This is a genomic window from Mycetocola sp. (genome assembly GCF_025464835.1).
Classification (GTDB): domain Bacteria; phylum Actinomycetota; class Actinomycetes; order Actinomycetales; family Microbacteriaceae; genus Mycetocola_A.
Map to the genome: position 1 here is coordinate 1 of NZ_JAODMP010000076.1, position 26,205 is coordinate 26,205.

At 66.2% G+C, this 26,205-nt stretch carries 21 protein-coding genes and 2 pseudogenes; 11 read left to right on the forward strand and 12 right to left on the reverse strand.

All coding sequences use genetic code 11. The features are described 5' to 3' along the window. Both JWP90_RS09685 and JWP90_RS09690 read left to right on the forward strand, forming a co-directional pair. Positions 1-215: pseudogene (locus JWP90_RS09685) on the forward strand (L-serine ammonia-lyase, iron-sulfur-dependent, subunit alpha); the annotation flags it as partial. An 83-nt stretch (positions 216-298) separates the two neighbouring features. Beyond that, complete coding sequence (locus JWP90_RS09690) at positions 299-925, forward strand: rhodanese-like domain-containing protein (RefSeq protein WP_297363154.1); 627 nt, start codon at positions 299-301, stop codon at positions 923-925. Here the strand turns inward: JWP90_RS09690 and JWP90_RS09695 are convergent. From JWP90_RS09695 to JWP90_RS09710, 4 genes are all read right to left on the reverse strand, one after another. After that, positions 880-2,712 carry a thioredoxin domain-containing protein gene (locus JWP90_RS09695; RefSeq protein ID WP_297363158.1) on the reverse strand — a complete coding sequence of 611 codons (1,833 nt, stop codon included), beginning with the start codon at positions 2,710-2,712 and terminating at the stop codon, positions 880-882. The two genes, JWP90_RS09690 and JWP90_RS09695, sit on opposite strands and share 46 nt — an antisense overlap. A gap of 29 nt (positions 2,713-2,741) precedes the next feature. Continuing rightward, positions 2,742-3,338: an FMN reductase gene (gene msuE / locus JWP90_RS09700; protein WP_297363161.1), complete on the reverse strand. Its 597-nt coding sequence runs from the start codon at positions 3,336-3,338 to the stop codon at positions 2,742-2,744. Positions 3,339-3,401: 63 nt separating this feature from the next. After that, on the reverse strand, positions 3,402-4,214 hold the full coding sequence (locus JWP90_RS09705; protein WP_297363164.1) for a DUF1684 domain-containing protein: 813 nt from the start codon (positions 4,212-4,214) through the stop codon (positions 3,402-3,404). A gap of 23 nt (positions 4,215-4,237) precedes the next feature. Next, positions 4,238-5,077 (reverse strand): aldo/keto reductase, encoded by an 840-nt coding sequence (locus tag JWP90_RS09710; protein WP_297363167.1) that lies wholly within the window; start codon positions 5,075-5,077, stop codon positions 4,238-4,240. Here JWP90_RS09710 and hrpA point away from each other — a divergent pair. Further along, entirely contained in the window at positions 5,068-9,096 is a 4,029-nt protein-coding gene (gene hrpA, locus JWP90_RS09715) for an ATP-dependent RNA helicase HrpA (RefSeq protein WP_297363169.1), read from the forward strand. The two genes, JWP90_RS09710 and hrpA, sit on opposite strands and share 10 nt — an antisense overlap. Here the strand turns inward: hrpA and JWP90_RS09720 are convergent. The 3 genes from JWP90_RS09720 to JWP90_RS09730 are packed head-to-tail and all read right to left on the reverse strand — an operon-like array spanning position 9,093 to position 11,751. Next, a complete protein-coding gene (locus JWP90_RS09720; protein ID WP_297363171.1) occupies positions 9,093-9,860 on the reverse strand; it encodes an amino acid ABC transporter ATP-binding protein in 768 nt (255 codons plus the stop codon). The two genes, hrpA and JWP90_RS09720, sit on opposite strands and share 4 nt — an antisense overlap. Then, entirely contained in the window at positions 9,857-10,852 is a 996-nt protein-coding gene (locus JWP90_RS09725; protein ID WP_297363174.1) for an amino acid ABC transporter permease, read from the reverse strand. The genes JWP90_RS09720 and JWP90_RS09725 overlap by 4 nt, the downstream gene beginning before the upstream one ends. A gap of 2 nt (positions 10,853-10,854) precedes the next feature. Next, positions 10,855-11,751, reverse strand: a complete 897-nt coding sequence (locus tag JWP90_RS09730; RefSeq protein ID WP_297363176.1) for an ABC transporter substrate-binding protein — start codon at positions 11,749-11,751, stop codon at positions 10,855-10,857. A gap of 104 nt (positions 11,752-11,855) precedes the next feature. On the opposite strand from JWP90_RS09730, the gene JWP90_RS09735 reads away from it, so the two are divergent. The 3 genes from JWP90_RS09735 (at position 11,856) to JWP90_RS09745 (ending at position 14,504) form a co-directional block, all read left to right on the forward strand. Further along, positions 11,856-12,338 (forward strand): DUF2255 family protein, encoded by a 483-nt coding sequence (locus JWP90_RS09735; RefSeq protein ID WP_297363177.1) that lies wholly within the window; start codon positions 11,856-11,858, stop codon positions 12,336-12,338. Positions 12,339-12,364: 26 nt separating this feature from the next. Continuing rightward, positions 12,365-14,197 carry a S8 family serine peptidase gene (locus JWP90_RS09740; protein ID WP_297363180.1) on the forward strand — a complete coding sequence of 611 codons (1,833 nt, stop codon included), beginning with the start codon at positions 12,365-12,367 and terminating at the stop codon, positions 14,195-14,197. A gap of 136 nt (positions 14,198-14,333) precedes the next feature. Then, positions 14,334-14,504: a hypothetical protein gene (locus JWP90_RS09745; RefSeq protein ID WP_297363182.1), complete on the forward strand. Its 171-nt coding sequence runs from the start codon at positions 14,334-14,336 to the stop codon at positions 14,502-14,504. 19 nt (positions 14,505-14,523) lie between these two features. Here the strand turns inward: JWP90_RS09745 and JWP90_RS09750 are convergent, their stop codons facing one another. The 3 genes from JWP90_RS09750 to JWP90_RS09760 all read right to left on the reverse strand — a co-directional run bounded on the left by JWP90_RS09750 (position 14,524) and on the right by JWP90_RS09760 (position 18,912). Beyond that, a complete protein-coding gene (locus JWP90_RS09750) occupies positions 14,524-15,951 on the reverse strand; it encodes a rhamnulokinase family protein (RefSeq protein ID WP_297363185.1) in 1,428 nt (475 codons plus the stop codon). 94 nt (positions 15,952-16,045) lie between these two features. Then, the gene (locus JWP90_RS09755) at positions 16,046-18,082 is read right to left on the reverse strand and encodes a bifunctional aldolase/short-chain dehydrogenase (RefSeq protein ID WP_297363188.1); all 2,037 of its coding nucleotides are present in this window, start codon (positions 18,080-18,082) and stop codon (positions 16,046-16,048) included. A gap of 68 nt (positions 18,083-18,150) precedes the next feature. Continuing rightward, positions 18,151-18,912 (reverse strand): DeoR/GlpR family DNA-binding transcription regulator, encoded by a 762-nt coding sequence (locus JWP90_RS09760; protein ID WP_297363191.1) that lies wholly within the window; start codon positions 18,910-18,912, stop codon positions 18,151-18,153. Positions 18,913-19,107: 195 nt separating this feature from the next. Between JWP90_RS09760 and JWP90_RS09765 the strand changes: the two genes are divergently transcribed. The 5 genes from JWP90_RS09765 to JWP90_RS09785 all read left to right on the forward strand — a co-directional run bounded on the left by JWP90_RS09765 (position 19,108) and on the right by JWP90_RS09785 (position 24,749). Further along, the gene (locus JWP90_RS09765; protein WP_297363194.1) at positions 19,108-19,914 is read left to right on the forward strand and encodes a DeoR/GlpR family DNA-binding transcription regulator; all 807 of its coding nucleotides are present in this window, start codon (positions 19,108-19,110) and stop codon (positions 19,912-19,914) included. Positions 19,915-20,010: 96 nt separating this feature from the next. Then, on the forward strand, positions 20,011-21,051 hold the full coding sequence (locus JWP90_RS09770; protein WP_297363197.1) for an autoinducer 2 ABC transporter substrate-binding protein: 1,041 nt from the start codon (positions 20,011-20,013) through the stop codon (positions 21,049-21,051). Positions 21,052-21,127: 76 nt separating this feature from the next. Then, a complete protein-coding gene (locus tag JWP90_RS09775) occupies positions 21,128-22,660 on the forward strand; it encodes a sugar ABC transporter ATP-binding protein (RefSeq protein WP_297363200.1) in 1,533 nt (510 codons plus the stop codon). Then, positions 22,657-23,673, forward strand: coding sequence for an ABC transporter permease (locus JWP90_RS09780; RefSeq protein ID WP_297363203.1), 1,017 nt, complete (start codon positions 22,657-22,659; stop codon positions 23,671-23,673). Before JWP90_RS09775 ends, JWP90_RS09780 begins: the two co-directional genes overlap by 4 nt. Continuing rightward, positions 23,670-24,749, forward strand: a complete 1,080-nt coding sequence (locus JWP90_RS09785; protein ID WP_297363206.1) for an ABC transporter permease — start codon at positions 23,670-23,672, stop codon at positions 24,747-24,749. Before JWP90_RS09780 ends, JWP90_RS09785 begins: the two co-directional genes overlap by 4 nt. 212 nt (positions 24,750-24,961) lie before the next feature. On the opposite strand, the gene JWP90_RS09790 is transcribed toward JWP90_RS09785, so the two are convergent. Together JWP90_RS09790 and JWP90_RS09795 are read right to left on the reverse strand one after the other, a co-directional pair. Continuing rightward, a complete protein-coding gene (locus tag JWP90_RS09790; RefSeq protein WP_297363208.1) occupies positions 24,962-25,294 on the reverse strand; it encodes a hypothetical protein in 333 nt (110 codons plus the stop codon). 191 nt (positions 25,295-25,485) lie between these two features. Next, a pseudogene (locus JWP90_RS09795) lies at positions 25,486-26,205 on the reverse strand (rhamnose isomerase); the annotation flags it as partial.

The following is a 26,205-nucleotide window of genomic DNA, read 5'->3' on the forward strand; positions in this document are numbered from 1 at the left end:
GGTTTTTCGCTGGTTCCTGCACTCTGCGATCGCTCAGAGGGCACATCAGCCGTGTGGAGAACGCGGCGGAGATCGCGATGGAACACCAAACCCGATCGGCGGTCTGGTGCAGGTGCCATGCATCGGAGACGATGCGCCAGAGCGGCGTCGACATGTCGACGAAGTACAAGGAGACGAGCGAAGGCGGCCTCGCTGTCAACGTCGTCGAGTGCTGACCCCCGGCGTCGTCCAGGAGCGCACGTGACCGTGTGTGACGGTGGTCAGGCACGATCCGGTACGGCTGCCATACCGTGGAATCATGCCTCCCGTTCTCAGCGGCCCGACGGTCTCGACGCAGTGGCTCGCAGACCACCTCGGGTCTGACGACCTCGTTCTTCTGGACGCAACCGTCCTCGTCGTGCCCCTGGCGTCAGGGGCGCCTGCGTGGATCTCCGGCCACGACAGGTATCTGCTGGACGGTCACCTCCCTGGGGCGGTCTTCGCGGACCTGCTTCACGCTTTCAGTGCGGGTGGCGGGCATCCGTTCACGAGGCCGGACGAGCGGGCGTTCGAACGGGCCGCCGCATCCGTCGGGGTCCGCGAATCGAGCGCGGTGGTCGCCTACGACAGCGCAGGCGGAACATGGGCGACCCGCGTCTGGTGGCTGTTCCGCAGTTACGGTTTCGAGTCCGTTGCCGTGCTGGAAGGCGGCCTCTCGACCTGGCTCACCGAAGGCCGCGACGTCGACACCGGGCCGGCGTCGCCTGAGCCGGGTTCGATCCTGGCGGTGCCCCAGCCGGCAGAGTGGGCCGACCACGGCGAGGTCGAACGTGTTCTCGCGGCCGGAACGCCGCTGCGCGCTCGTCGGCGAACCCAAGGGTCAGCGGTTCGGTCTGCGGCTCACACTTCGGCAGGCAGCCGGCAGGTGAAGTTCTCACAGAGGTAGGCGGCCCGTCTCCCGTTCCTCGGGATGCGTCCCTCGAAGAGCTCGAACCCGGCCGCAGCGAGCTCACGCGCCTGCTGTTCGGTGACCAGCGCCGTCACATCCGTGCGGCGCGCCCGGATGCTCGCCGGCAGCCCGGCGGTCCGCCCCGCGGAGTCCGGGCTGACGACCACAAGCTGTACCGGGGTCCTCGCCATCCGGTGGAGCAGGCTGAGCGAGGTGCCGAACGACAGCGGGTTGGCGAGCGCGAGTTCGGACACGACACCGAGGACAGCCGCCGCCGCGTCACGGTAGCGCCCCTCCCCCGTGAGCAGATACAGCCTCCACGCGGCGTCGGCGCTCGCGCTGAGCCCTGACGGGTATGCCCCTTCGGATGGGTCGCCGGCGAGCGTTGTGCCTGAGGCCGCGAGCACCGGGTCTCCGCCTCCTGGCTCGGCGAAGATCGAGCCGGCGGATTCGCCGGCGGCGAGGGTGTCGTCGAGAAGGGAGCGCGCCGCCGTCGCGTACGCGGGTTCGCCCGTTGCCGCGGCCAGCGCGAGCAGCCCTCCCGCGAGCATCCCGTAGTCCTCGAGGGTCGCCCGGGCTGCCGATCGACGCTCGGCGACCGATGCCCGGATCAGCCGCCCGTCGGCGCCGCGGTGATTCTCGAGGAGGTAGTCCGCTGCCCACCTGGCAGACTCGAGCCAGTCGTCGCGGTCGAAGAGAACGGAGGCTCTGGCCAGGGCAGCGATGGCGAGGCCGTTCCAGCCGGCCAGCACCTTCTCGTCCAGTTTCGGCGGTTCCAGCACAGAGCGGCCCTCGGCGTCGCGCGCGTAGTAGCCGCCCTCCGACCGCTCGCCGTCGATCACCGATTCGGAATCCTGCGCGCTCGCGTACCCGCCGGACGGGAGCTGCAGGACCCCGGTGAGGAAATCGGCGACGCCCGATGCCGCGGCTGACGCCCAGACACGGCGCTCGTCATCCGCCCACGCCTGCGCATACGCGTCGAGCAGGAGAGCGTTGTCGTACAGCATCCGCTCGTAGTGAGGGTCGCTCCAGTCGCGCTTCGTCGCGTACCGGAAGAAGCCGCCCTCCACCGGGTCGCGGAGCGGCGACGCAGCCATCCGCTCGAGGGTGCGGGCACCGAGCTCTGCGCCTGTCCCCGACTCGAGGAGGAAACCGAGGACCGGCGCAACGGGAAACTTGGGGGCGCCGCCGAATCCGCCGTACTGGAGGTCTTCGACGGCGGCGAGACGGTTCACTGCCGCGTCGATCTCCGCCAGTCCTGGCAGCGTTCCGCCGGAGGGAGCCGGAGCAGCGGCGATGGCCCTGCCGAGTGCTGCGGCGTTCTCGAGCACCTCTGCACGCCGGTTCGCCCATGCGTCCAGCACCGCCTCCAGCAGCTGACGGAATGACGGGTACCCCGAGATGGGCACCGGGGGGAAGTACGTGCCCGCGTGGAAAGCGATGCCCTGTGGCGTCGCGAAGATGCTCAACGGCCAGCCGAGCTGCCCGGTGAAAGCCCCGGCCTGGGCCATATAGCTGGCGTCCACGCCCGGGTACTCCTCCCGGTCGACCTTGATGCTCACGAAGTTGTCGTTGAGGATTCCCGCGATCTCTGCGTCGCTGAAGGATTCCCGGGCCATGACGTGGCACCAGTGGCAGGTGGAGTAGCCGATCGACACGAAGACCGGCACGTCGCGGGCGGATGCCTCGTCGAAGGCATCCTGCCCCCACTCACGCCAATCGACAGGGTTGTCGGAGTGCGCCCGAAGGTAAGGACTGATCGCGGTGGAGAGGCGGTTGACCATGGATCAAGCCTAGGCACCGGATTCGGCCGCTACCAAGCCCCCACGTACGCGGAAACATCATCCCGGTCGCGGTCCCGGTTGTGCACGAACGGAAGGCCACGGAGGACGGCGAGCTGGACGCGCGACTTCACGGCGTCCGACGTCAGGGTGTACTCGGTGAAGTCGGTGTTGGAGGCGTAGACGCCGATCGGCAGGGTGAGCGCCTGGAAGAAACCGAACAGCGGGCGGAACTGGTGCTCGAGCATGAGGGCGTGGCGCTCCCCGCCGCCGGTCGCCGCGAGCAGTACCGGCTTGTCGATGAGGGCGTACTGTCCGACGAAGTCGAAGAGGTGTTTGAAGAGCCCAGTGAAGGATCCCCGGTAGACGGGGCTCGCGACGACGAGAAGGTCGGCCTCCTCGATGCGCCGCAGTTCCTCTTCGACCGACGGGGCCACCTGCTCGCGGGTGAGAGCGCCGGCGAATTCCGGCCCGATGTCGCTCAATTCGATGAGGTGGCGCGAGATCGCCTGGTGTTCGGCGATCTCGTCGAGGATCGCCGACACGAGCACGCTTGTCTTGGACGGCGCGTGGAGGCTGCCGCTGACCGCGACGACCCTGAGAGGGCGGTTTGTTGTGTTCTCGACCATGCTGCGACGCTACGCCCGTCGCGTCGGTGGCCGCGAATGAGGCGAAACACGACGTAACGCTCGTCAGTGCGCCAGGAGGACGTTCTTCTCCCCGGCGCGGATCGGAAAGCCGAGCCCGTTGCCCGCCGGGGGCAGCGGGCAGACGTAGAAGTCGCTGAACGCGCATGGCGGCAGGTATGCCCGGTTGAAGTCCGCAACCACGGTGCCGTCCTCGGCCGGCAGGGCGAGGTCGAGGAAGCGGAACCTGTAGCTCTCTGTACCGCTTGTGCCGTCGGCGAACACCGCGTGCAGGCGACCACGCTCGAGGGTGACCGTCAACGATGCAGGCCCGTCCGGGAGGTCGAGGTCGACGAACCCGGCAGGGGTGTCTTCCGAGTGGTGACCGTCGATGGTGGTGAATTCGACACTCGTGTCCTGGCCGGCCGGGCGGAACCGGCCGAGGAGGACGAATTCCTCGGTGGGAGGAAAGGCGTCGATGCCCTGAAGCACCGCTCGCGTCTGTGCGTCTGGGTCGAGCAGACGGAGCGCCAGCGCTCCGTCGCGTTCGAAGTAACGGAGTCGCTTCTCGCCCCACTCGATGTCCTGGCCAGCGGTCAGGGTGACCGTGGATCCAGGAATCGCTCCGATCGGCCGACCGTCCTGCAGGAGCGTGAGCCCGTGCAGTTCCCCTCCGGTGCCGACGATTCCCTCCGGTGCCGCATGCCACGTGCCTGGAACACCGTCGTACTCGGATGGTGCGCCGGCAAGCCAGTGGGTGGCGACGAGGGATGCGAGGCCGAGCGGCGATCCGGTTCCTCGCTCGCGTGCTTCATGCCAGCTCGCCCAGTCGGCGGCGAAGGTGTCGGTGCTTGAGTCGAAACTGTCGGGCAATGCCATGAGAAGGATCCTGCGTTCGGTGCTTAGTTGAGGTCGTTGGGGTGCGAGCCGACGCGGCCGTCGCGCTCGAGCGACGAGATCGCGGCGATCTCGCCATCGGTCAACTCGAAGTCGAAGATGTCGAGGTTCTCGGCGACCCGCGCGCGACTGTTCGACTTCGGGAAGACGATGTTGTTGTTCTGCAGGTGCCAGCGCAGCACAACCTGGGCGGGTGTCTTGCCGTGGGCGGCGGCAGCGCCGGTGACGCTCGGCTCGACGAAGAGCGGGTATTTGCCCTGTCCGAGCGGACCCCAGGCTTCGATCTGGATGCCGTGGCTGCGGGAGAACTCGACGACCTCACGCTGCTGGAGCGCCGGGTGCAGTTCGATCTGGTTCACGGCCGGAACGGCTCCGCCGTCGGCGAGGAGCTTTTCGAGGTGCTCGACGAGGAAATTCGACACCCCGATCGAGGTGGTCTTGCCGTCGGCCTGGATCTGCTGGAGTGCCTTCCAGCTCTCCCGGTACAGGTCACGCCGCGGGGTGGGCCAGTGGATGAGGTACAGGTCGACGAAGTCAAGCCCGAGCTTCTCGAGGCTCGCGTCGATCGCGTCGTGCGCCGACGTCGTGCCCTGGTCCGAGTTCCACAGTTTGGTGGTGATGTACAGGTCTTCACGGGGGATGCCGCTCGCGGCGATCGCGCGGCCGACGCCCTCCTCGTTGCCGTAGATGGCTGCCGTGTCGATGTGGCGGTAGCCGAGTTCGAGGGCGTCGGACACGATGTGTTCCGTCTCGGCCGGGTCGACCTTGAACACGCCGAAGCCCACCTGAGGGATCGTTGCTCCTGAGTTGAGCGGGACTACAGGACCGGTCCAGGATGTCGTCATTGCTCAAGCTAACCACCCCGCGAAGGTGCGACCAACTTCACCGGCGGCGCTTCGCCGTCAGCGCAATCGGCTGCGCCGTCGTGATTGGGCGAGGTGCCTGGCGTCGCCGGTCGCGCGGATCAGCAACCCGCGAACCGGGCAACTCGCGGCGGCGTGTCCTACGATGGAGGGCTATGTCTTTTACGATCTCCTATCCCCCCGAGCTGCCGGTCAGCCAGATGCGGGACAAGATCGCCGAGGTCATCCGCGATCATCAGGTCGTTATCGTGGCAGGCGCCACCGGTTCAGGCAAGACGACCCAGCTGCCGAAGATCTGTCTCGAGCTCGGCCGGGAGTCGATCGGCCACACGCAGCCGCGCCGTCTAGCCGCCCGCACCATCGCCGAACGCATCGCCGAGGAGCTCGGCACCGAACTCGGTGGGCTCGTCGGCTATCAGGTGCGCTTCACCGACCAGGCGAGCAAAGACACCAGGGTCAAGCTGATGACCGACGGCATCCTGCTCAACGCCATCCACCGCGACAGGATGCTGCGGGCCTACGACACGATCATCATCGACGAGGCACACGAACGCAGCCTCAACATCGACTTCCTGCTCGGTTACCTCAAACAGCTGCTGCCGAAACGGCCGGACCTCAAGGTCATCATCACCTCGGCGACCATTGACCCGCAGAGTTTTTCCCGCCACTTCGACGACGCGCCGATCGTGGAGGTGTCCGGGCGAACATTTCCGGTGGAGATCCGGTACCGGCCGCTCGTCGCGGATGCCCCGGCCGAGGACGAGGACCCGGATGAGGCAGCCGAGTCCCAACCGGATCTCGACCCGATCGACGGCATCACCGCGGCGCTCGACGAGCTCGCCACCGAATCGATGGGGGACGTGCTCGTCTTCCTCAGCGGTGAGACCGAGATCCGCGACACGGCAGACGCCCTCCGCGCCCGGTACGCCTCCGGCGGCGCGGGTGTCACCGAGGTGCTTCCGCTCTACGGCCGCCTGACTTCGGCGGAGCAGCATCGCGTCTTCCAGCCGAGTTCCGTCGCCGGGGTGCGCCGCCGTATCGTGCTGGCCACCAACGTGGCCGAGACGAGCCTCACGGTGCCTGGGATCAAGTACGTCATCGACGCAGGGACGGCGAGGATCTCCCGTTACAGCGTCCGCTCGAAGATTCAGCGGCTTCCGATCGAGGCGATCTCCCAGGCCTCAGCCAACCAGCGCTCCGGCCGATCGGGCCGCACGAGCGACGGGATCGCCATCCGCCTCTACTCCGAGCAGGACTTCACCGCCCGCCCGGAGTACACCGAACCGGAGATCCTCCGCACGAACCTCGCCGCGGTGATCCTGCAGATGGTGTCTCTCGGCCTCGGCGATATCCAGGCGTTCCCGTTCCTGCAGCCGCCGGACTCCCGCGGTATCAAGGACGGCATCGATCTGCTTCGGGAACTCGGCGCCATCAGCACACCTGAGGGCAAGACCCCGGCGTTGACTCGGGTGGGCCGTGACCTGTCGCGGCTGCCCATCGATCCCCGGTTCGCCCGGATGGTGGTCGAGTCCAAACGGCACGGGGTCTCCCGCGAAGTGATGGCCATCGTCGCCGCCCTCACCATCCAGGATCCGAGGGAGCGGCCGCTCGAACGTCGGGCGCAGGCGGATGAACAGCACGCAAGGTTCACCGACCCGACGAGCGATTTCCTGTCGCTGCTCAACCTGTGGAACTACCTCGAGGACAAACAGAAGGAGCTCGGTTCCAGCGCTTTCCGCCGGCTGTGCAAAAACGAATACCTCAACTATCTGCGCGTCCGTGAATGGCAGGACGTCGTGCGCCAGCTGCGCCAGTTGTCGAAACCGCTCGGGCTCACGCTCAGCGACCGGGCGATCAACCCCGACGGCATACACAAGTCGCTTCTCGCCGGTCTGCTCTCACACATCGGGCTGAAGGATGCGGCTGCTGCTGCCGCGAACACGGCACGCGGCAAGCCGGCCGGCCGCCCTGGCCCGCCGAAGAAGGGTGACTACATCGGGGCGAGGCAGACCCGGTTCGTGATCTTCCCCGGGTCCGCCCTCGCGAAGAAGCAGCCGAATGCCCTGATGGCGGCCGAGTTGGTCGAAACCTCACGCCTGTTCGCGCGAACCAACGCGGCGATCGACCCGGCCTGGGCGGAGCAGATCGCGGGGGACCTCGTCAAACGCAGCTTCTCCGAGCCGCACTGGGAGAAGCAGCAGGGTGCCGTCGTCGCGTGGGAGAAGGTGATGCTGTATGGGCTGGCCATCGTGCCAAGACGCCGCGTCCAGTATTCCCGGATCGACCCGGAGCTGAGCCGCGAACTGTTCATCCGGCACGCCCTCGTCGAAGGCGAATGGGACTCCCCGCAGGCTTTCGACCGCGCGAACCGAAAACTGCGCAAGGAACTGGCCGAGCTCGAAGAACGCACCCGACGCCGCGACATCCTCTTCGACGACGAAGCCGTGTTCGACTTCTACAACTCCCGGATCCCCGCCGACGTCTTTTCCACGAGAAGCTTCGAGGGGTGGTGGCGTGAGGCACGCACCTCCACTCCTGACCTGCTGACCATGCGCCAGGAGGATCTCCTGCCGGAAGACGCGCCTGAGGTCGACGAAGCCCAGTTCCCTCCGGTGTGGCGGCAAGGAGACCAGAAACTCAGCCTGCGGTACCGGTTCGAGCCGGGCGCTGAAGATGACGGCGTCACCGTCCAGGTGCCGCTGCCGCTTCTCCCCCGACTCTCCCCGGCCGGATTCGACTGGCAGGTGCCTGGGCTGCGCCAGGACCTCGTCACGGCGATGATCAAGTCCCTGCCGAAGGCGATCAGACGCAACATCGTTCCGGCCGCCGACTGGGCGCGACGGCTCATGGCCGAGCTGCCGGATGCCCCACCACAGCCGGCACCGCAGGCCACCAACTCCGGCACCCTCGCCGCGCATCTCGCGATTGCGATCAAGCGCCTCTCGTATATGCCGATCGAAGCATCCGACTTCGATCTCTCCCGCATCCCCGGTCACCTTCAGGTCACGTTCCGGGTCGTTGATGAGAAGGGCCGGCAGGTCGCCTCAGGAAAAGACCTCGTCGACCTGCAGCACCGCCTCGCCTCCCGCACCCGCGAGAGCGTCGCGAAGGTCGCCGAGGCGACCCCCAACGCGCTCGAACGATCGGGCATCACCCGCTGGGACTTCGACGAACTCCCCCGGTATGTCGACACCCGTCACGCGGGCAACACGATCCGCGGATATCCGGCGCTCGTCGACGAGCGAACGTCGGTGTCGATCCGGATCATGGCAACCGAGGCGGACCAGCGACGCGCGATGCCCGGCGGCGTGCGCCGGTTGTTGCTCCTCTCGGTTCCCTCGCCCGTGACCTACGTGCAGCAGCACCTCACGTCGGCCGAGAAACTCCTGCTCGCCACGAGCCCGTATCCGTCGACGCAGGCACTGTTCGATGACTGTCTCGTCGCCTGCGTCGACGACGTGCTCTTCCGCGTGTCAGCAGACGGATGCCTGTTCATGAAGCTCGAGTTCGAGACGGTTCGGGACCGGGTCTCCGGCGCGATGATGAACACCATGTTCGATACGGTGTCGCTCGTCGCCAAGATCCTCGCTGCGACGCGGACGGCAGAGAAGGCGTTGAAGCGGGCGACCAGCCTGTCGCTGCTCCCCGCCCTCTCCGACGCCACCGCCCAGCTCGGCGGCCTTGTCTTCCCGGGGTTCGTCTCGGCAACCGGGACCGCACGCCTGGCATCCGTCCCGAGGTACCTGGCCGGGATCTCCCATCGCGCCGAGAAGCTGCCGGACAACCCGAACCGCGACCGGGTCTGGATGAACGAGATCCAGGCCGCGGCCGCCCTGTTCGAGGCGGCCGGCGGCACCATTCCCCTCGACCCGTTCGCTCCCCCGCACGTCGTCAAGGCGCGCTGGATGCTCGAGGAACTCCGCTTGAGCCTGTTCGCCCAGAACATCGGCGCCGCGGAGACCGTCTCACTCCAGCGGATCCGCAAGGTGCTCGCGGGCTAGAGCACCTTCGACAGGAACGACTGCGTGCGCTGGTGCTGAGGGTTCGCCAGCACCTCGCGCGGGTCGCCCGACTCGACGACGACGCCGCCGTCCATGAAGACGAGCGAATCAGCGACCTCGCGAGCGAAGCCCATCTCGTGGGTGACCACGATCATCGTCATTCCCGTACTCGCGAGCTCTTTCATCACGTCGAGCACCTCACCCACGAGTTCCGGGTCGAGCGCGCTCGTCGGCTCGTCGAAGAGCATCAGTTTGGGTTCCATGGCCAGCGCGCGGGCAATGGCAACCCGCTGCTGCTGCCCGCCGGACAAGTGGGCAGGGTAATGATCCATGTGGCCGGAGAGCCCCACGCGATCAAGGAGTTCCTTCCCCTTCGCCACCGCCGCGGCCTTGCCGAGCCCCCGCACCTGAATCGGCGCCTCGACGACGTTCTCGAGCGCGGTCATGTGCGGAAACAGGTTGAACCGCTGGAAGACCATACCGATGTCGCGCCGCTGACGCGCGGCGACCTTCGGTTTGAGCTCGTACAGTTTGCCGCCGCGCTGTTCGTAACCGACGAGCTGGTCGTCGACGAACAGGCGGCCGGCATCGACCCGCTCCAGGTGGTTGATACAGCGCAGGAACGTCGACTTGCCCGACCCGCTGGGCCCGACGAGGCACATCACCTCGCCGCGCGCAACCTCCAGTGTGATGCCCTTGAGCACCTGGTTGCTGCCGAAGTTCTTGCAGACGGTCTCCGCGCGTACCATCGGGGACTCGGTCATATCCTGCCTCCCTCGTCGCTGGATGTCTGTGGTGTTGTCGTCACAGCTCCGGTGTTCGCACCGGTGCCCGCCGACTCGTCGATCGGGGCGTTCTTGTCGAGGCGCATCGCACCGATACCGCGCGAGAACCGCTTCTCGAGGAAGTACTGGCCGACCATCAGAATCGAGGTGAACAGCAGGTACCAGCTCGACGCAACGAGCAGCATGGCGACGACGTTGAAGTTCACCGCAGAGATATCACGCGACCGGGTATACAGGTCGAGACTGAACGGCACCGCGACGACGAGCGACGTCGTCTTGAGCATCGAGATGACCTCGTTGCCGGTGGGCGGGATGATGATCCGCATCGACTGCGGAACGATGATCCGGCGCATGGTCTGCGGCCAGCTCATTCCGAGAGCTGTGGCTGCCTCCTCCTGGCCCTTGTCGACCGAAAGGATGCCCGCGCGCACGATCTCCGCCATGTACGCCGCTTCGTTGAGGGCGAGTCCGATCACCGCGAGCGTGAACGTGTTGAGCAGTTCGCTGGTCTCCCACGACGCGAGCGGCTGGAGGCCAGGCACGCCGATGTCGATGGTGTTGTAGATCACCGAGATCAGGCCCCAGAACACGAGCTGCACGTAGACCGGGGTCCCGCGGAAAATCCAGAGGTAGAGCCAGGCGACGCTTTTCACAACGGGGTTCGGCGAAAGGCGCATGACCGCGAGGAGCAGGCCGAGCAAGATCGCGATGATCATCGAATAGACAGTGAGCTGAATGGTCACCCACGCTGCTGCAGCGATCCGGCGGTCGAAGATGTACTTCGCGTACTCCGGCCAATCGTAGGCGGGCCGGTTGGCGGCATCCCAGACGAACAGCGCGAGCGCTGCGACGAGGATGACTGCGATGACGATGCGCCACGGATGACGCAGCTTGATGGCCTTGATGGGGGCGGAACCCACCGGCGCAGCGGTTTCCCGCTGCGCCGGTGGGTTCTGCATGTCGGCAGGCATGATTAGCCCTTCGAGGCTGCGTTGATCGTGATCTCCTCGAGGCCTCCGTTTGCGACACCCCACTCGTCGAGGATCTCGGTGTAGGTGCCGTCTGCGATCAGGGCTTCGAGCGCTGACACGATGGCTTCGGTGAGTTCGCTGTCCTTGGCGATCGGGAGGCCGTACGGCGCCTCGTCGAAGGTCTCGCCAGCGGCCTGCAGCTTGTCGTCGTTCTGGGCGATGGCGTAGAGCGTCACCGGGGAGTCCGCGCTGAACGCGTCGGCCTGGCCGAGTGCAACCGCGTTCGCGGCGGCATCCTGGGCCTCGAACTGCAGTTTCTCGATCGGTTCCTTACCTGCAGCCACACAGGCATCGGACTTGGCCGGCACCTCTTCGGTGTCCTGGAAGGTGGTGGACTGGACGGCGACCTTGAGCCCGCAGGCGTTGTTCGGGTCGACGTCGGTACCCTTGGTCGACGCCCATTGGACGCCTGCCGTGTAGTAGTTGATGAAGTCGACCTTCTCTTCACGTTCCACCGTGTCGGTGAAGGAGGAGAGGCCGAAGTCGAGCTTGTTGCCGACGATCGAGGGGATGATGTTGTCGAACTGCGATGCCTTGTACTCGGTCTCAAGCCCAAGCTTGGCGGCCATCGCGTCGATCAGGTCGATCTCCCAGCCGATCACCTTGCCGTTGGGATCCTTGTACTCATTGGGCGGGTAGTTGGCATCCGTACCGATGACGAGCTTGCCGGCCTCCTTGATGTCGTCGGGAAGCAGCGCAACGCTTGCCTCGTCGACGGAGATACCGGCGCCTCCTCCGCCACCAGTGGCGGGAGCCTCTTCGTTGTTCACACACCCGGAGAGCAGCAAAGCGGCAGCTGCCGCCAGTGCCAGGGGTCCAACTAGGGATTTTCTGAGCATTGTCTGTTCCTTAATCTCGCAACGTCAACGCTGACGGTATACCGAGACTAACCCAACTGCCGGTAGCCACTTCGACCGCGAAACCAAGTTGTAACCGTGCGGGCATGACGTCGGCGTCCTGGACCGATGACAAGTTGTCCCGCATCGGCACCTCCGAGGAACTCAAGGTCGCGTCGGTGCGCAAGGACGGGACGCTGCGCCCTTTCGTGACCGTCTGGGTCGTGCGGGTGCGAGAGAACAGCTATGTGCGATCGGCGTACGGCCAGGACAACCCGTGGTTCGTCCGGGCCACAGCCAGCGGCAGAGGACGGATCCGTGCCGGTGGGAACGAGAAGGACGTCGTGTTCGCCGAAACCGCCACATCCGCCCATCCGGACATCGACGCTGCCTATCAGGGCAAGTATGGGCGGTTCGGCGCCGGCTCGTCGGCTCGGTGGCCGGCCCGAAAGCCGCGGGAACGACCATCGGGCTGGAGCCGGTGGCGGGCGAGAAGGCGCCCCGAGCGCCCGGTACGAATCCACCCGGCGGCGACCAGTAACAGGGCAATAACACAACGGGACCTACGCTGTGTCGTCGGCCGCACGTAGCGGGGACGGTGGACAGGAGCACGGTCATGACCGCAAACTACGAAGGATTCTCGGCGAAACTCACCGGTCGCGCGGATGAGCCCAACGTCATCCACACGGCAACCATCGAGAACGGGGAGGTGGGGCGTTATTCGGCGACGGCGTTGCCGGAGGACGCGGTCAGCGAAGCACCCAGCGAGGACAAAAGGACCGACGAGGAGTTGATCGAGCCTCCCGATCCCCGCGACCCGCGGCAGAAGATTCATCCGCTGCTCCAACGCTGGGTCGACCAACGTCCGCAAGACAGAGCCGTCGTGGTCGTGTCTTTCCGGGACGACCTTGTCATGCCGAGATTTCCTGAACCTGATGTGGACGAGCCGCGAGAGCACGCGGACAACGCTCGCAGAATGGAGCGTGCGGATGCCCTCGCCAGCCAGATCGAGCGAGCGCGGGCAGCAGACTATCGGCGGCTCACCCGGCGGCTGGGCCGACATGACGCCAAAATCCGTGAGACCTTCTGGCTGATCCGGGCGGTCAGCGTCGACCTGCCGCTGAAGGCGGTGCCTGAGCTCGCCGAGGACGAAGAGGTCCTGTATCTGCAGCCGGAGGAGTCCGAGGATGCGCCACCGCAGGACGATGTCGTGGATGCAAGAGCCGCGATCGACACCGACCCGTACTTCGACCTCGGCCTGACCTCCGGCTGGATCGGACTCCTCGACACAGGAATCCGCCGCTCGCATGTGCTGTTCAACAGCCCATCGCACATCGACTTCATGCGCGACTGCGTCAACGGCGGGGCAGATTGCAACACAGGCAACGACCTCAACCCCAACGACGACTGCTGGAACCACGGAACGTCCAGCGCAGCCATCATCACCGCGAACTCGCGCCAGGGCAACGCATTCCGCGGTGTCACGGCGATCACCCTCGACAGCTGGAAGGTGTACCCGTCGACGACCGACTCGAGCGGGGCATGCACCGGATTCTTGAGCACAACCGCCTCCGTGCGGGCCTTCGAGAACGCCGTGCGCGTGCTGGATCGGGTCATCGTGGCAGAGATGCAGGGTTCAGGCGGGGCGACGGATGCCATCTCGCTGGCCGCTGACAACGCCTTCGACGCCGGGGCGGTCGTCATCGCAGCGAACGGGAACAACGGGCCAGGAGCGAGCACGGTCAACGTTCCGGCCATCGCCCACAAGGTGATCGGCGTAGGGAATTTTGATGTGGCATCCGGTGATCAGGTTGCCAGCCAGAGCCGAGGACCGGCAGCGGACAACCGGTTCAAACCCGACATCCAGGCACCGACGAACACCGAAACCGCAAGCAATGCCTCGGACTCAGCCCGCCGGGTCTTCACAGGCACCAGCGGCGCGACCCCGTACGCCGCCGGCGCCGCCGCACTGTTGCGCAACTGGCTTCGGCGTCCGACCGGCAGCATCGACCCAGGGCAGGTCTACGCCCAACTGATCCTCTCCGGGCAGGATCCGTACCCGTTCGACAACGCCAGCGGCGCCGGCCACCTGCGACTGCCGACGAACGGGATCGCGTGGTGGGGCAAGGTCAGCGTGGGAACACAGCAGAACATCGACATCCCGTTGCCCATCGGCCGGGGTGCCCGCACGCTGGATGCGGCGCTGTGGTGGCCGGAGGGCGGCATCCGTATCTTCGGCTTCGAGCTGGACTGGCACAGTGACGTTGACCTGTACCTGATCGACCCTGGAGGGGTGACGCGGGCGTTGAGCATCTCCATCCCCAGTGTGTTCGAACGCGCATCCGTCACCGAACGGGTGGAGGCCGGCACCTGGAAATTGCGGATCCGGGGGTATCGGATTCCCTTCATCCGACCGTCGGTGTACTGGGCGGCCCATGCCCGGTTCTAGCCCGTGGTACTCCGAGCGGCCGGAACCGGAAGCAACCGTCCGTGGTGTCCTGCGCCGCCGTGGCGGCGGGGCAGGGCCGGGGAACCGACCCGGACTCGTTTATGAGGTGGAGCTGCCAAACGGTTCGACGGTCCCGGTGTACGCACCCTCCGCGGATGACGCACTGAGCCCCCTGGTCGACCGGTCGGCAACGCTCACCGGCAAGCGGGTGGACCTGCGTCGTGAAGGCTTCGGTGTCGAATTATGGGTGGACGCGAGGCACCTGTACGACCCGGACGACCCGGAAGGCGGAGTGTCCGGGTCGTGACGAGGGCTCGCCGCCGTTTTCAGCGCGATCGCGGCTCATATCGGACCGGCGGGAAGGAGTGGGCGACAAGCGCGCGGAGGACCTCCAGGTCACCCGACAGCAACCCTGCCGCCCGAGCCTGCACGAGAACGTTCCCGATCGCCGTCGCCTCCACCGGTCCTGCCAGAACCGGGAGACCTGAGCGGTCTGCGGTCAGCTGACAAAGCAGGGCGTTGAGCGACCCGCCGCCGACGATGTGGATGAGGTCGACCGGGGTGTTCGCGAGCCGGGATGCCGTGTGCACGGCGCGCGCGAAAGCATCCGCGAGGCTCTCCAGGATGCTGCGCACGAGTTCCGGCTTCGACCGGGGAACGGGTTTGCCCTGCTCGGTGAGCACATCGGCGATTCGAGCGGGCAGGTCGCCGGGTGCGAGGAAGCAGGGATCTTCGACGTCGAAGATCGGCATCGGCTCCCGTATCGCTGCCGACTGGGCCAGAAGTCGCTGCAGGTCGATCGTGTCGCCTGACTGGAGCTCCCAGCTGCGGACCGACTCACTGAGCAGCCAGAGTCCCATGACGTTGTGCAGGAACCTGATGCGCCCGTCCACCCCGCCCTCGTTCGTGAAGTTCGCCGTGCGGCTGGCCTCGGTGAGGACCGGACGTTCCAGTTCGAGGCCGACCAGGCCCCAGGTGCCACAGGAGATCCATGCGGCGTTCGGGCCGGTCAGAGGCACTGCCACCACAGCGGATGCCGTGTCGTGCGAGCCGACAGCGGTCACTCGCGTGTGCGTCGACAGGCCGGTCTGCGCGGCGATCGGCGGCAGCAGGGTTCCGAGCGGAGCCCCGGGCTCGACCAGCGGAGGGAAGATCTTGCGCGGGAACCCCAGCCGCGCGATGAGGTCGTCGTTCCACCCTCCGCCGACCGAGAGCAGGCCGGTCGTCGAAGCATTCGTGACCTCCGCCACGCGCGCGCCGCTCAGCCAATGGGCGAACAGGTCAGGGATCAGCAACGCCGATTCGGCGCCAGACAGGCGGGGGCCATCGGCGGCGAGCTGGTACAGCGTGTTGAACGGCAGGAACTGCAGCCCGTTCTGCGGATACAGCTGAGCGAACGGGACGACCCGGTGCACAACGTCGACGCCCCGCTCGGTGCGGCTGTCACGGTAATGGAACGGCTCGTGCAACATCCGGCCGTCGGCGAGCAGGGCGTAGTCGACCGCCCATGAGTCGACGCCGATGCTGAGCGGTGCCGCAGGCGCCGCGGCTCGCAGCCCGTCGAGGACCGAGCGGAACAGCCCCGTCACGTCCCAGCGCAACCCGTCCTCCCGTTCGACAGGGCCGTTCGGGAACCGGTGCACCTGTTCGAGCCGCAGCAGGTCAGGCCCGACATGGCCGAGCATGACCCGCCCGCTCGTCGCACCGAGGTCCACGGCGGCGACGACGCCGCGTGCGCCGCTGTTCGTGCTCATCGAGCCGGTCCTCGTACGAACTCATCCGTTCCGGCCGGGTTCATCCGGCACGCCGGGTGGTTCTGTCCAGAACGGATGCTCTCGGCAGGAGTGTTCATCGAAGGAAGGCAGCAGCGACGCCCGCGTCCACGGGGATGTGGAGGCCCGTCGTGTGCGACAGGTCACTCGTGCAGAGAACGAACACGGCGTTGGCGACGTTCTCGGGCACCACCTCGCGCTTGAGGATGGTGCGATCGGCGTAGAACTTGCCGAGGTCTTCCTCTTCGATTCCATAGGTCTTGGCGCGGTTGGCGCCCCAGCCTGAGGCAAAGATGCCTGAGCCTCGGACGACACCGTCAGGGTTGATGCCGTTGACCCGAACGCCGTACACGCCGAGTTCCGCGGCGAGCAGCCGCACCTGATGCGCCTGGTCCGCTTTGGTGGCTGAGTATGCGATGTTGTTGGGTCCGGCGAACACCGAGTTCTTCGAGGAGATGTAGATGATGTCGCCACCGAGCTTCTGCTCGATGAGAACACGAGCGGCAGCCTTCGACACGAGGAAGGAGCCCTTCGCCATGACGTTGTGCTGCAGATCCCAGTCCTCTTCGGTGGTCTCGAGCAGTGATTTCGACAGCGACAGCCCGGCGTTGTTCACGACGAGGTCGAGCCCACCGAACGCGAGCACCGCGGCGTCGACGGCGGCCTGTACAGCCTGTTGACGGGAGACGTCGGCGGCGACGCCGATGGCGACATCCGTGTTCCCGATTTCGGCAGCGGCTTCCTGGGCCTTCTCGAGCGCAAGATCGGCGATGACGACGCACGCGCCCTCAGCGGCGAGGCGGGTCGCGATGGCCTTGCCGATTCCGGATGCCGCACCGGTCACCAGCGCGATGCGGCCCGCGAGCGGTTTCGGCTTCGGCAGACGCTGCAGCTTGGCCTCCTCCAGCGCCCAATACTCGATGCGGAACTTCTCCGCCTCGTCGATCGGCGCATAGGTGGAGAGGCCCTCAGCGCCACGCATCACGTGAATCGCGTTGAGGTAGAACTCGCCGGCGACACGTGCGGTCTGTTTGCTCGCGCCGTAGCTGAACATGCCGACACCGGGCACGAGCACGATGAGCGGGTCCGCGCCCCGGATCGGCGGCGAATCGGCCGTGGCGTGCCGGTTGTAATAGGCCGAGTAATCGGCGCGGTACTCCGCATGGAGCGTGTGCAGGCGCTCGATCGTCTCTTCCACCGAAGCGGATGCCGGCAGGTCGACGAGAAGCGGCTTCACCTTGGTGCGCAAGAAGTGGTCAGGGCAGCTCGTGCCGAGAGCGGCGAGCCGCGGGTGCTCGGCGCTCGCCAGGAAGTCGAGGACTACATCGTCGTCGGTGAAGTGCCCGACCTGCGGCCTGTCGGTCGACACGAGCCCGCGGATCGCCGGTGCGAGAGCGGCTGCCCGGGCACGGCGCTCCTCTTCCGGAAGTGCGCCGAAGCCGTCCAGCGGCGGGCCGAACGGTTCGGGGCGTGAGTTCGCGGCGATGTATTCAGCGGCGGTGTCGATGATCCAGAGTGAATTCCGCTCGCACTCATCGCTGGTGTCTCCCCACGCGGTGATCCCATGTCCGCCGAGGATGCAGCCCACGGCATCCGGATTCCCCGCCTTGATGTCGGCGATGTCGAGGCCGAGCTGGAAGCCCGGGCGGCGCCAGGGAACCCAGGCCACCTTGTTCCCGAAAATCGTCCTCGTGAGCTCCTCACCGTCCGAGGCCGTCGCGAGGGCTATGCCGGAGTCAGGGTGAAGGTGGTCGACGTGGGCGGCGTCGACCAGGCCGTGCATGGCGGTGTCGATCGAGGGCGCTGCTCCGCCCTTGCCGTGGAGGGTGTAGTCGAAAGCGGCGACCATCTCATCTTCACGGTCGACACCCGGGTACACCTTGGTGAGCCCGCGCATTCGGTCGAGGCGCAGCACGGCGAGGCCATCGGCGGTGAGGGTGCCGAGGTCTCCGCCAGACCCCTTCACCCACAGCAGCTCGACGTCTTCTCCGGTCGCCGGATCCAGTCCGGTTCCCTTGGCTGACGTGTTCCCACCGGCGTAGTTGGTGTTCTTCGGGTCCGAGCCGAGCCGATTACTGCGCGCGAGAAGTGCTGCTGCTGCGTCGTTGGCCATGCTGCCTCCTGTTTGTTTGTGTTACTTCTTCCAGAAAGTAACAGTCTGCTCTGCCCCAGTCAAGACGCTCACAGCAGAACGGCAAGGTCCCGGTACGGGTCCAGCCGCTCGTCGCCGGGATCGAGTTCGGTCACCATGGTGGAAATTCGGTCCCAGTCAAGAGCCCGCGCAAGCGCGCGCTGACCGAGTTTCGAGGAATCGACAAGAAGGACGGTCTCATCGGCAGCCTCGACGAAGGCGAGCTTCACCTGGGTCTCCCCCAGGGTGACCTCACTCGTCCCCCTGGCAGGGTCCACGGCCGCCGCCGACGTGAAGAACCGCGAATAGTGAAGCGAGCCGGCGGCCTGGCAGGCGAGCAGCCCGACGAAGCTGTCCGTCCGCTCCTCGGCCTCTCCGCCGACCAGGACAGCGTGAGCACCGGCGAGTCGGCGTGCCACTTGGAAGTTCTCATACGAATTCGTCGCGATCGAGAGGTCGGACGCGTCATCCAGGCGTGACAGGAGAGTTCCGACGGTGGAGGACGCGTCGAAAGCAGCAGAACCCGCCGCCGGCACAAGGGTGCGAGCCTTCTCGGCGATCAGACGCTTCGCATCGGCCCCGGTCGACATACGCTCCACGAAAGTCCGCGGCCGGAGTGACGGCACGGCGCCGCCACGCACACGTCTGAGCCGTCCGTCGGTCTCGAGGTCGGCGAGGTCCCTGCGCACGGTCATCGGTGAGACGCCGAGCCGTTCGGCGGCGGCGTCGAGGCGGATGATCCCCTCGGTGCTCAGGATGTCGAGCAGGCGCTCTCGACGAGATTCAGCGTCAACGGTCGATGTCGTTGCCATGTCGTGCTCCTGTCTTCGCCCAAATGGTACCGCCCGACCGCGCCATCCGGTTCGCCGGGGAAAGGCCGGCCCCGCACCCGTAGTGCACGTGCAATGAAACTATTCGGTTTCGCTTGTTGACGGGAACTGTCGCTTGGGCTTACATTTTCCGGAGCAATCCTCAGATTTTCGTCCACGAAGCGAGTGGAGAACCCGGTGAGTCGTTACGATTTCGTCCGAGAAGAAGTCATTCTCGACGAGCTCAACGCAACCGGGCGCGTCACCGTCGCCGATCTGGCCCGTCGATTCGGGGTCTCCCCCGTGACCGTGCGCAAAGACCTCGACCTCCTCGAGCGTCGCACGCTGCTTCGCCGGGTACGCGGAGGAGCAGTCGCCGCACCACGCGACGAAGGCGCTTTCGAGACACGCCTCCGCTCACACGCTCACACCAAACGAGCGATCGCCGTCGCGGCGGCCGGGTTGGTGAGCGACGGCGATGTCATCGCCATCGATTCCTCGACGACGACGTACTATCTGGCCGAAGAACTCGTCTCACGCTCCGGGCTGATGGTCGTCACCAACAGCCTGCGCGCCGCGACTCTCCTGATGGAGCACTCGGACGCGACCGTCGTTCTTCCCGGTGGCGTGCTGCGCCGGGCCTCCCACTCGGTCGTCAGCCCCTTCTCCGACGTGCTCGAAGGCCGTGGCCGCATCAAAACCGGGTTCTTCGGCGTCTCGAGCGTCTCCCGCACCCTGGGGATGCTCGAACTCTCCACCGAAGAGTGTGAGGTCAAGAAGACGCTCGCCCGGGCCTGTGATTGCGTCGTCGGGCTCTTCACATCGTCGAAGACCCAGGGCTTCGGGCTTCACCCGTTCGCCGCGCCGGACCGGATCACCGCCCTCTACACCGACGACCAGGCGGATGCGACCTTCGTCTCAGCGTGGGACGGCTCCGGGGTCGACATTGTGACGGTACCGGTTTCCGCTCCGGGTGGCCGACACGACGAAAGCATGACCGCATGAAAACGGCGAGCCGCATCTCCCCCGCAGCGACACCTTCGTCGCGTTCAACCAGGCCAGGCGCGGATGCCAGGCTGACCACCAGAAAGAGGCAACCCAATGTTGAAAAGGAAAGCTCTCGCTGTCGGCGCCCTGGCGCTGTCTGCAGCCCTCCTCACCACAGCGTGCACGAGCCGTGGCAACCCCAACGACACCTCCGCTGACAGTGACTCCGGCGGCAGCGCCGGCGATCAGGTCGCGGTCGCTTTCGTTCCCAAGCTCCAGGGCATCCCGTACTTCGAGGCGATGAACGCCGGCGGCCAGTCCGCTGCAAAAGAGCTCGGAATCGAGTGGCTCTACCAGGGCCCGACCACGGCGGATGCCGCAGCTCAGGCCGACATCGTCCGTTCGTTCATCCAGCAGAAGGTCGACGCGCTCATCGTCGCACCCAACGACCCGGACTCGATGGCGCCGCTTCTGCAGGAAGCAGCGGATGCCGGCATCGCCGTCGGCACCAGCGACACCGACGCGCCGAACTCAGTACGCGAAGTGTTCGTCAACCAGGCCTCCGTCGAAGGCATCGGCCAGGGGCTGACCGACGCCCTGCTGGAAGCGATGGGCGGTTCGGGGAAGTATGCGATCGTGTCGTGCGGGGAGACGGCGGCGAACCTCAACGCCTGGATCGATGTCCAGAAGGCGTATACCGCTGAGAAGTATCCGGACGCCGAGATCGTCGACATCGTCTATGCGGGTGAGGACCAGGCAGCGGCGACGTCGATGGCCACGGACCTCATGAATGCGCACCCTGACCTCACCGGACTCGTTGGCGAATGTACGTCGTCTGCCCCCGGTGTCGCCCAGGCCGTCTCCGACGCGGGTAAAACCGGCACGGTCTTCACCGTCGGCCTCGGGACTCCGCAGTCCATGAAGCCGTACCTTGAGGACGGCTCGTCGAGCGCTTCCATCCTGTGGGATGTGGAAGCGCTCGGTTACCTGACCGCATGGGCAGGGCTCCAGCTCGTCGAGGGCAATGAGTTCCAGGCGACGAACAAGGTCAGCGATGATCTCCCGGAGGTGGAGTACGACGCAGAGAACAAGGTGCTGCTGCTCGGCCCGCCCCTTCGTATCACGACCGAAAACGTCGACGACTTCGACTACTAGGGCGTGACATCCGCCGGAGGGGTACGGCCTTGCCGTACCCCTCCGGTTTCACCGATCGTCTCGTAGTGAGGAAGCCATGCCGTACGCAGCCGACGCCGTCGCGACCGTCCCTCGCGTGTCGCTCTCCGGGATCGTCAAGAGCTATGGCGGTGTGCGCGCCATCCGCAACGCCGATATCAGTGTCGCCCCCGGCACGGTGCATGCGCTCGTCGGCGAGAACGGGGCGGGCAAGTCGACGCTCATCAAGATCCTGGCCGGGGCCGAGCATGCCGACGCCGGGTCGGTTCAGTTCAACGGCGAAACGGTCTCGATCGCGTCGACGACGGACGCCATAGCCCTCGGAGTCCAGACGGTCTACCAGGAACCCCAGCTGTTCCCTGAACTGAGCGTGGCGGAGAACGTTTTCGTCGGTCGGGAACTGAAAAAGGGCGCCAGGGTCGACTGGGCGGCCCAGGCCGATGCGATGCACGGATTGCTCGATACCGTCGGGCTGCCAGACTCCGTTTCCACCGAGGCGGTCGGCACCCTGTCGATCGCCCAGCAACAGCAGGTGTCGATCGCCAAGGCACTCGCCGGTGACGCGTCGGTGCTGATCCTCGACGAACCGTCCGCGATCCTCACCGACTCAGAGATCGACGTGCTTTTCTCCGTCATCCGCCGCCTCACAGCTACCGGCGTCGCGGTCATCTACATCTCGCATCGTCTGGACGAACTGTTCAGGATCGCCGATGTGGTCACGGTGATGCGCGATGGCGAGACGATCACGACCATGCCGATCGGTGAACTCAGCGTCCGTGAGATCGCCGAACTCATGGTCGGCGGCGTTCTCACCGAATCGCGATCGGATGCAACGGGAGCGCAAGGCGAGGTCGTCCTCGAGCTCGACCGGCTCTCGCTGGAGAACCATTTCCAGAACATCAGCCTGATCGTGCTGGCAGGGGAAATCGTCGGGCTGTACGGTCTGATCGGGTCGGGCGCGGGCGAGATCGCCAGTGCCGTGTACGGGATGAAAAAACCGACCGGCGGAAGCATCCGTATCAAGGGCGAGGTGATTCAGCTCAAGCGACCGGCCCAGGCGAGAAAGCTCGGCATCCACCTGCTACCCGCTAACCGCTCGGCGCAAGGATCGTTCTCGTTCCAGAGCATCGCCTTCAACGTCACCGTCGGAGAGCTGCAATTGCTCTCGCGCCTCCGCGGCTGGGTCGAGCAACGCCGGGATCGCAGTATCGCCCAGGAATTCATTCGACGGCTGGCCGTGAAGACGCCGAGCGAAAAGCAGCCGATCAGCGCGATGTCCGGCGGGAACGCGCAGAAAGTCGTCCTGGCCCGCCAACTGGTGAACCGTCCGGAACTGCTCGTGCTGGTTGAGCCGACGCAGGGGGTCGATGTCGGCGCCAAGGAGGAGATCCACCGCATCGTCGACGGCCTCGCGTCGGAAGGAACCGCTGTGCTCGTTGTCACAAGCGACCTCGGTGAGGTGCAGCGAATGTCCGATCGCATCCTCGTCGTTCGCAGTGGCGAGATCGTCAGCGAATTCACCCCCGACGCCACACAGGTGGAGATCCTTGCGGCCGCAGCCGGCGAACGACACCAGGAGGACCTCTCATGACCGTTCTCGACCGAGAACCGTCGGAGGCCGTCAAGCCGGTCGCCCGGAGGGTCCTCCCGCCACCCGTGACCGGGCAGGAACTCGTTCTGGTTGCCGTGATCGCCGTGCTCTGGGTGCTGCTCGGCATCTTCACACCGTCGTTCCTCAGCCCGTCGTCGATCCAGCCGTTGCTCGTCTCCGTCGCGCCGATCGCGCTGATCGGCGTCGGGATGACGTTCATCATCATCACCGCCGGCATCGACGTGTCCGTCGGAGGAGCGATCGCGCTGTGTGCCGTGGTGACCGCCAAACTGCTCGTGAACTACGCCGTGCCTCTCCCCGTCGCCGTCGCGGCCAGCATGGCGCTCGGCCTGGTCCTCGGGTTGGTCAACGGCACACTGATCGCCTACGGCCGTGTCCACGCGATCATCATCACGTTCGGAACGGCGAACATCTTCCAGTTCTTCGCGCTGCGCGTCTTCGGATCCTCCACGGTGAACAATATTCCGGCGACCCTCGACGTCTTCGGTCGCGGTGACGTCGGGCGCACGTTCGGCGTGCCACACAGCTTCGCCATCACGATCCTGGTTGTGCTCCTTGCCTGGTGGTACCTCCGGCACACCGCCGGCGGGCGCCACCTCTTCGCCATCGGAGGCAACGCCAACGCCGCCAGGCTGGCCGGCGTGAAGGTACAGCCACGGGTGCTCCTTGCTTACGCCATCACCGGGACCCTCGTCGGTCTCGGGGCCTGCTTCCTGATCGCCGCCGGCACGTCGACGCTCGACCAGGGCGTCGGAATCGGCCGGGAACTGGCTGTGATCGCAGCCGTGGTCATCGGCGGAACCTCCATCCTGGGCGGACGTGGCTCCGTGATCGGAACGCTCCTGGGCGCAATCCTCGTGCAGACGGTGACGTCGGGCGTCACCCAACTCGGCTGGCCCTCGCAACTGGCGAATCTCTTCGTCGGCCTGTTCATCATCATCGCTGTCGGCACCGACCTGCTTCGGGAGCGAGCACGGAGGAGGAAAGCATGAGCACGACGACCGCCGCGAAGCCCGCGAAACCCGTCGAAACGAGGAGCCTCGGCTCCCGTGCTCTCGAGGCGCTGCTGACTCAACGCATCGTGCTGCTCGCCGTACTCATCGTGGTGCTGCTGATCGTCATGACGATCCTCGATTCCGCGGGTGCGCTCAGCGGGTCATACAACTCTGACTACCTCGCCGCCTCGCTCATCAACGCCGTGCCGCTCGCCATGCTCGGACTGGCACAACTCCTGGTGATCCTCTCCGGGCGGGGAGGAATCGACCTGTCTGTCGGTTCCATGGTCTCCGTCACCGGGATCGCCTTCGGGATGGCCTACGGATTATGGGGCTGGAATCTTGTTACCGCGATGCTCTTCGCCGTGGTGCTTGGCGGCATCCTGGGCGGTATCAACGGCGCCCTCGTTGCGTATGTCGGATTCCCGCCCCTCATCGCGACCCTCGCGACGTTCTATGCTTACCGCTCCGTCGCTCTGGTGTGGAGCGACCAGAAACCCGTCAACTCGGCCGGGATCCAGGCGTTCTACTCTGCGGCCAAAGCGATCGAGCTCCCGGTGATCGGTGCTTCGCTGCCCCTCATTCCTCTCGGGATCTTCACTTTCCTCATCCCGGTCGTCATCGTCGTCTGGATTCTGCTCAACAAGACGACGTTCGGTCGCCGGGTCTACGCTGCCGGCACGAACGACACCGCCGCCGTCTGGGCGGGAATCAACGTACGGCCGAACCGTCTGCTTGTCTATGTGCTCTCCGGCGTGATCTCCGGGTTGGTCGGTATCGTCACCGTGGCGCAGTTCGCGTCGGCGCGCCCGGATGCCGGAACAAGCGGAAACGGGATGGCGCTGCCGGCCATCACCATCGCCGTCCTCGGTGGAGTAGCCATCACAGGAGGTATCGGCCGGGTGGCCGGCGTGGTGCTGGCGACGGTCCTCATCGTCTGGCTCAATGCCGGCATCCTGCTCGCATTCCCCGGCAACGACGGCGTCCAGGTGCAGCTGCTCGCGCTCGGTCTGGTGCTGGTCTTCGCGTCGCTGCTGAACGGGCTGACCCGACGCAAATACGGCGGGATCTGACCGTGGCGGACAGCGAGAGCCGCGGATGCCCTCTGCCGGCTGGGTGATCCCGTCACCGGAGGCACGGCTTCCGCTGCAGCCAGTCAGGTACGGGCGGGACATCGGCGGAGCGGGCGAGTGAGTGAGTGAGTGGATCATCGCTGCGAAAACGTCGGCGTGGATCTGGCCGGCGGTTCGGGTCTCCAGCGGTGCGGTCTGCCGCGACGCTACGGTCACCCGGTTGCCTTCGAAACCGTAATCGGGCTGATTGTTCCGGCTTCAGCGTCGGCGTCGTTCCGGGCGGCGGCAAGCCCTTCAGTTCCGCGCGCTGGATCGGAGCGGACCCCGACCTCCGCGCTGGCTGCCGCCAAGACGGTCTGCACCCCGCGCCCCTGGGCGGCGCTCTTCGCCAGGACGATAAGCACCGTGTCACCGTCCCGTCGGCTGAGATAGTCGAGGTCCAGCGTGCCGATCACGCCACCAAGATGAGCCAGCACACCGTCGAGCGCCTGCACGTCAACCGGCACATCGGATGCCGGGCGGAGGGCGCTCACCGGAGGATTCATGGCTCCAGGTGACCACCGGTGCCCGGGGTCGGAATGTCGCCACGCCCGCGCGCCCCGCGCAGCACCGAGGGAGCCGGAGCCGGGAGCCTACGTGGTTCGTTCATGGCTCTATTTCACCAGCGACCACTGACATTCGACGCCGCAAACGTGTCGGCCGTCCGGGGCTGTGGAGAACGCGTTCCTGCCCCCGCTCAGGCGCCCCACCCTGCCTGCTGACCGCCGACGCGCTCCTCGGCGATCCTCTTCTGATACCCGGATGCCGCGTATGCGGCCATCGGGTCGGCCGGAAGATCGCGGGACCTCCGCCACTCTGCCAGGTCTGCGCGGACATCCGTGTAGAAGGCGTCCATCAGGATCGCGTTCGCACCGAGCACATCTCCCTCGTCCTGCGCGGCCGTGAGGGCGAGCCGGTCGACGAGCAGCGCGCGTGCGGTCATCTCCTGTACGTTCAGCACGCTGCGGATCTGTCCGGGGATCTTGTCCTCGACGTTGTGGCACTGGTCGAGCATGAACGCCACCGGGCTGTCGGGCCCGTAACCGCCGCCGCGCACGACCTCGAACAGGATGCGGAACAGCTGGAACGGGTCGGCCGCACCCACGATGAGGTCGTCGTCGGCGTAGAAGCGGGAGTTGAAGTCGAAGGAGCCGAGCTTTCGGAGGCGGAGCAGTTGCGCCACGATGAACTCGATGTTGGTGCCGGGGGCGTGGTGGCCCGTGTCGAGGCAGACGAGGGCGCGTTCTCCCAGTGCGGTTACCTGGGCATATGAGGTGCCCCAATCGGGAACGTCAGTGTGGTAGAAAGCGGGTTCGAAGAACTTGTACTCGAGCACGAGGCGCTGGTGCTCACCGAGCCTCGCGTAGATCTGCTGCAGCGAGTCGGCCAGCCGCTCCTGCCTGCCCCGAATGTCTCC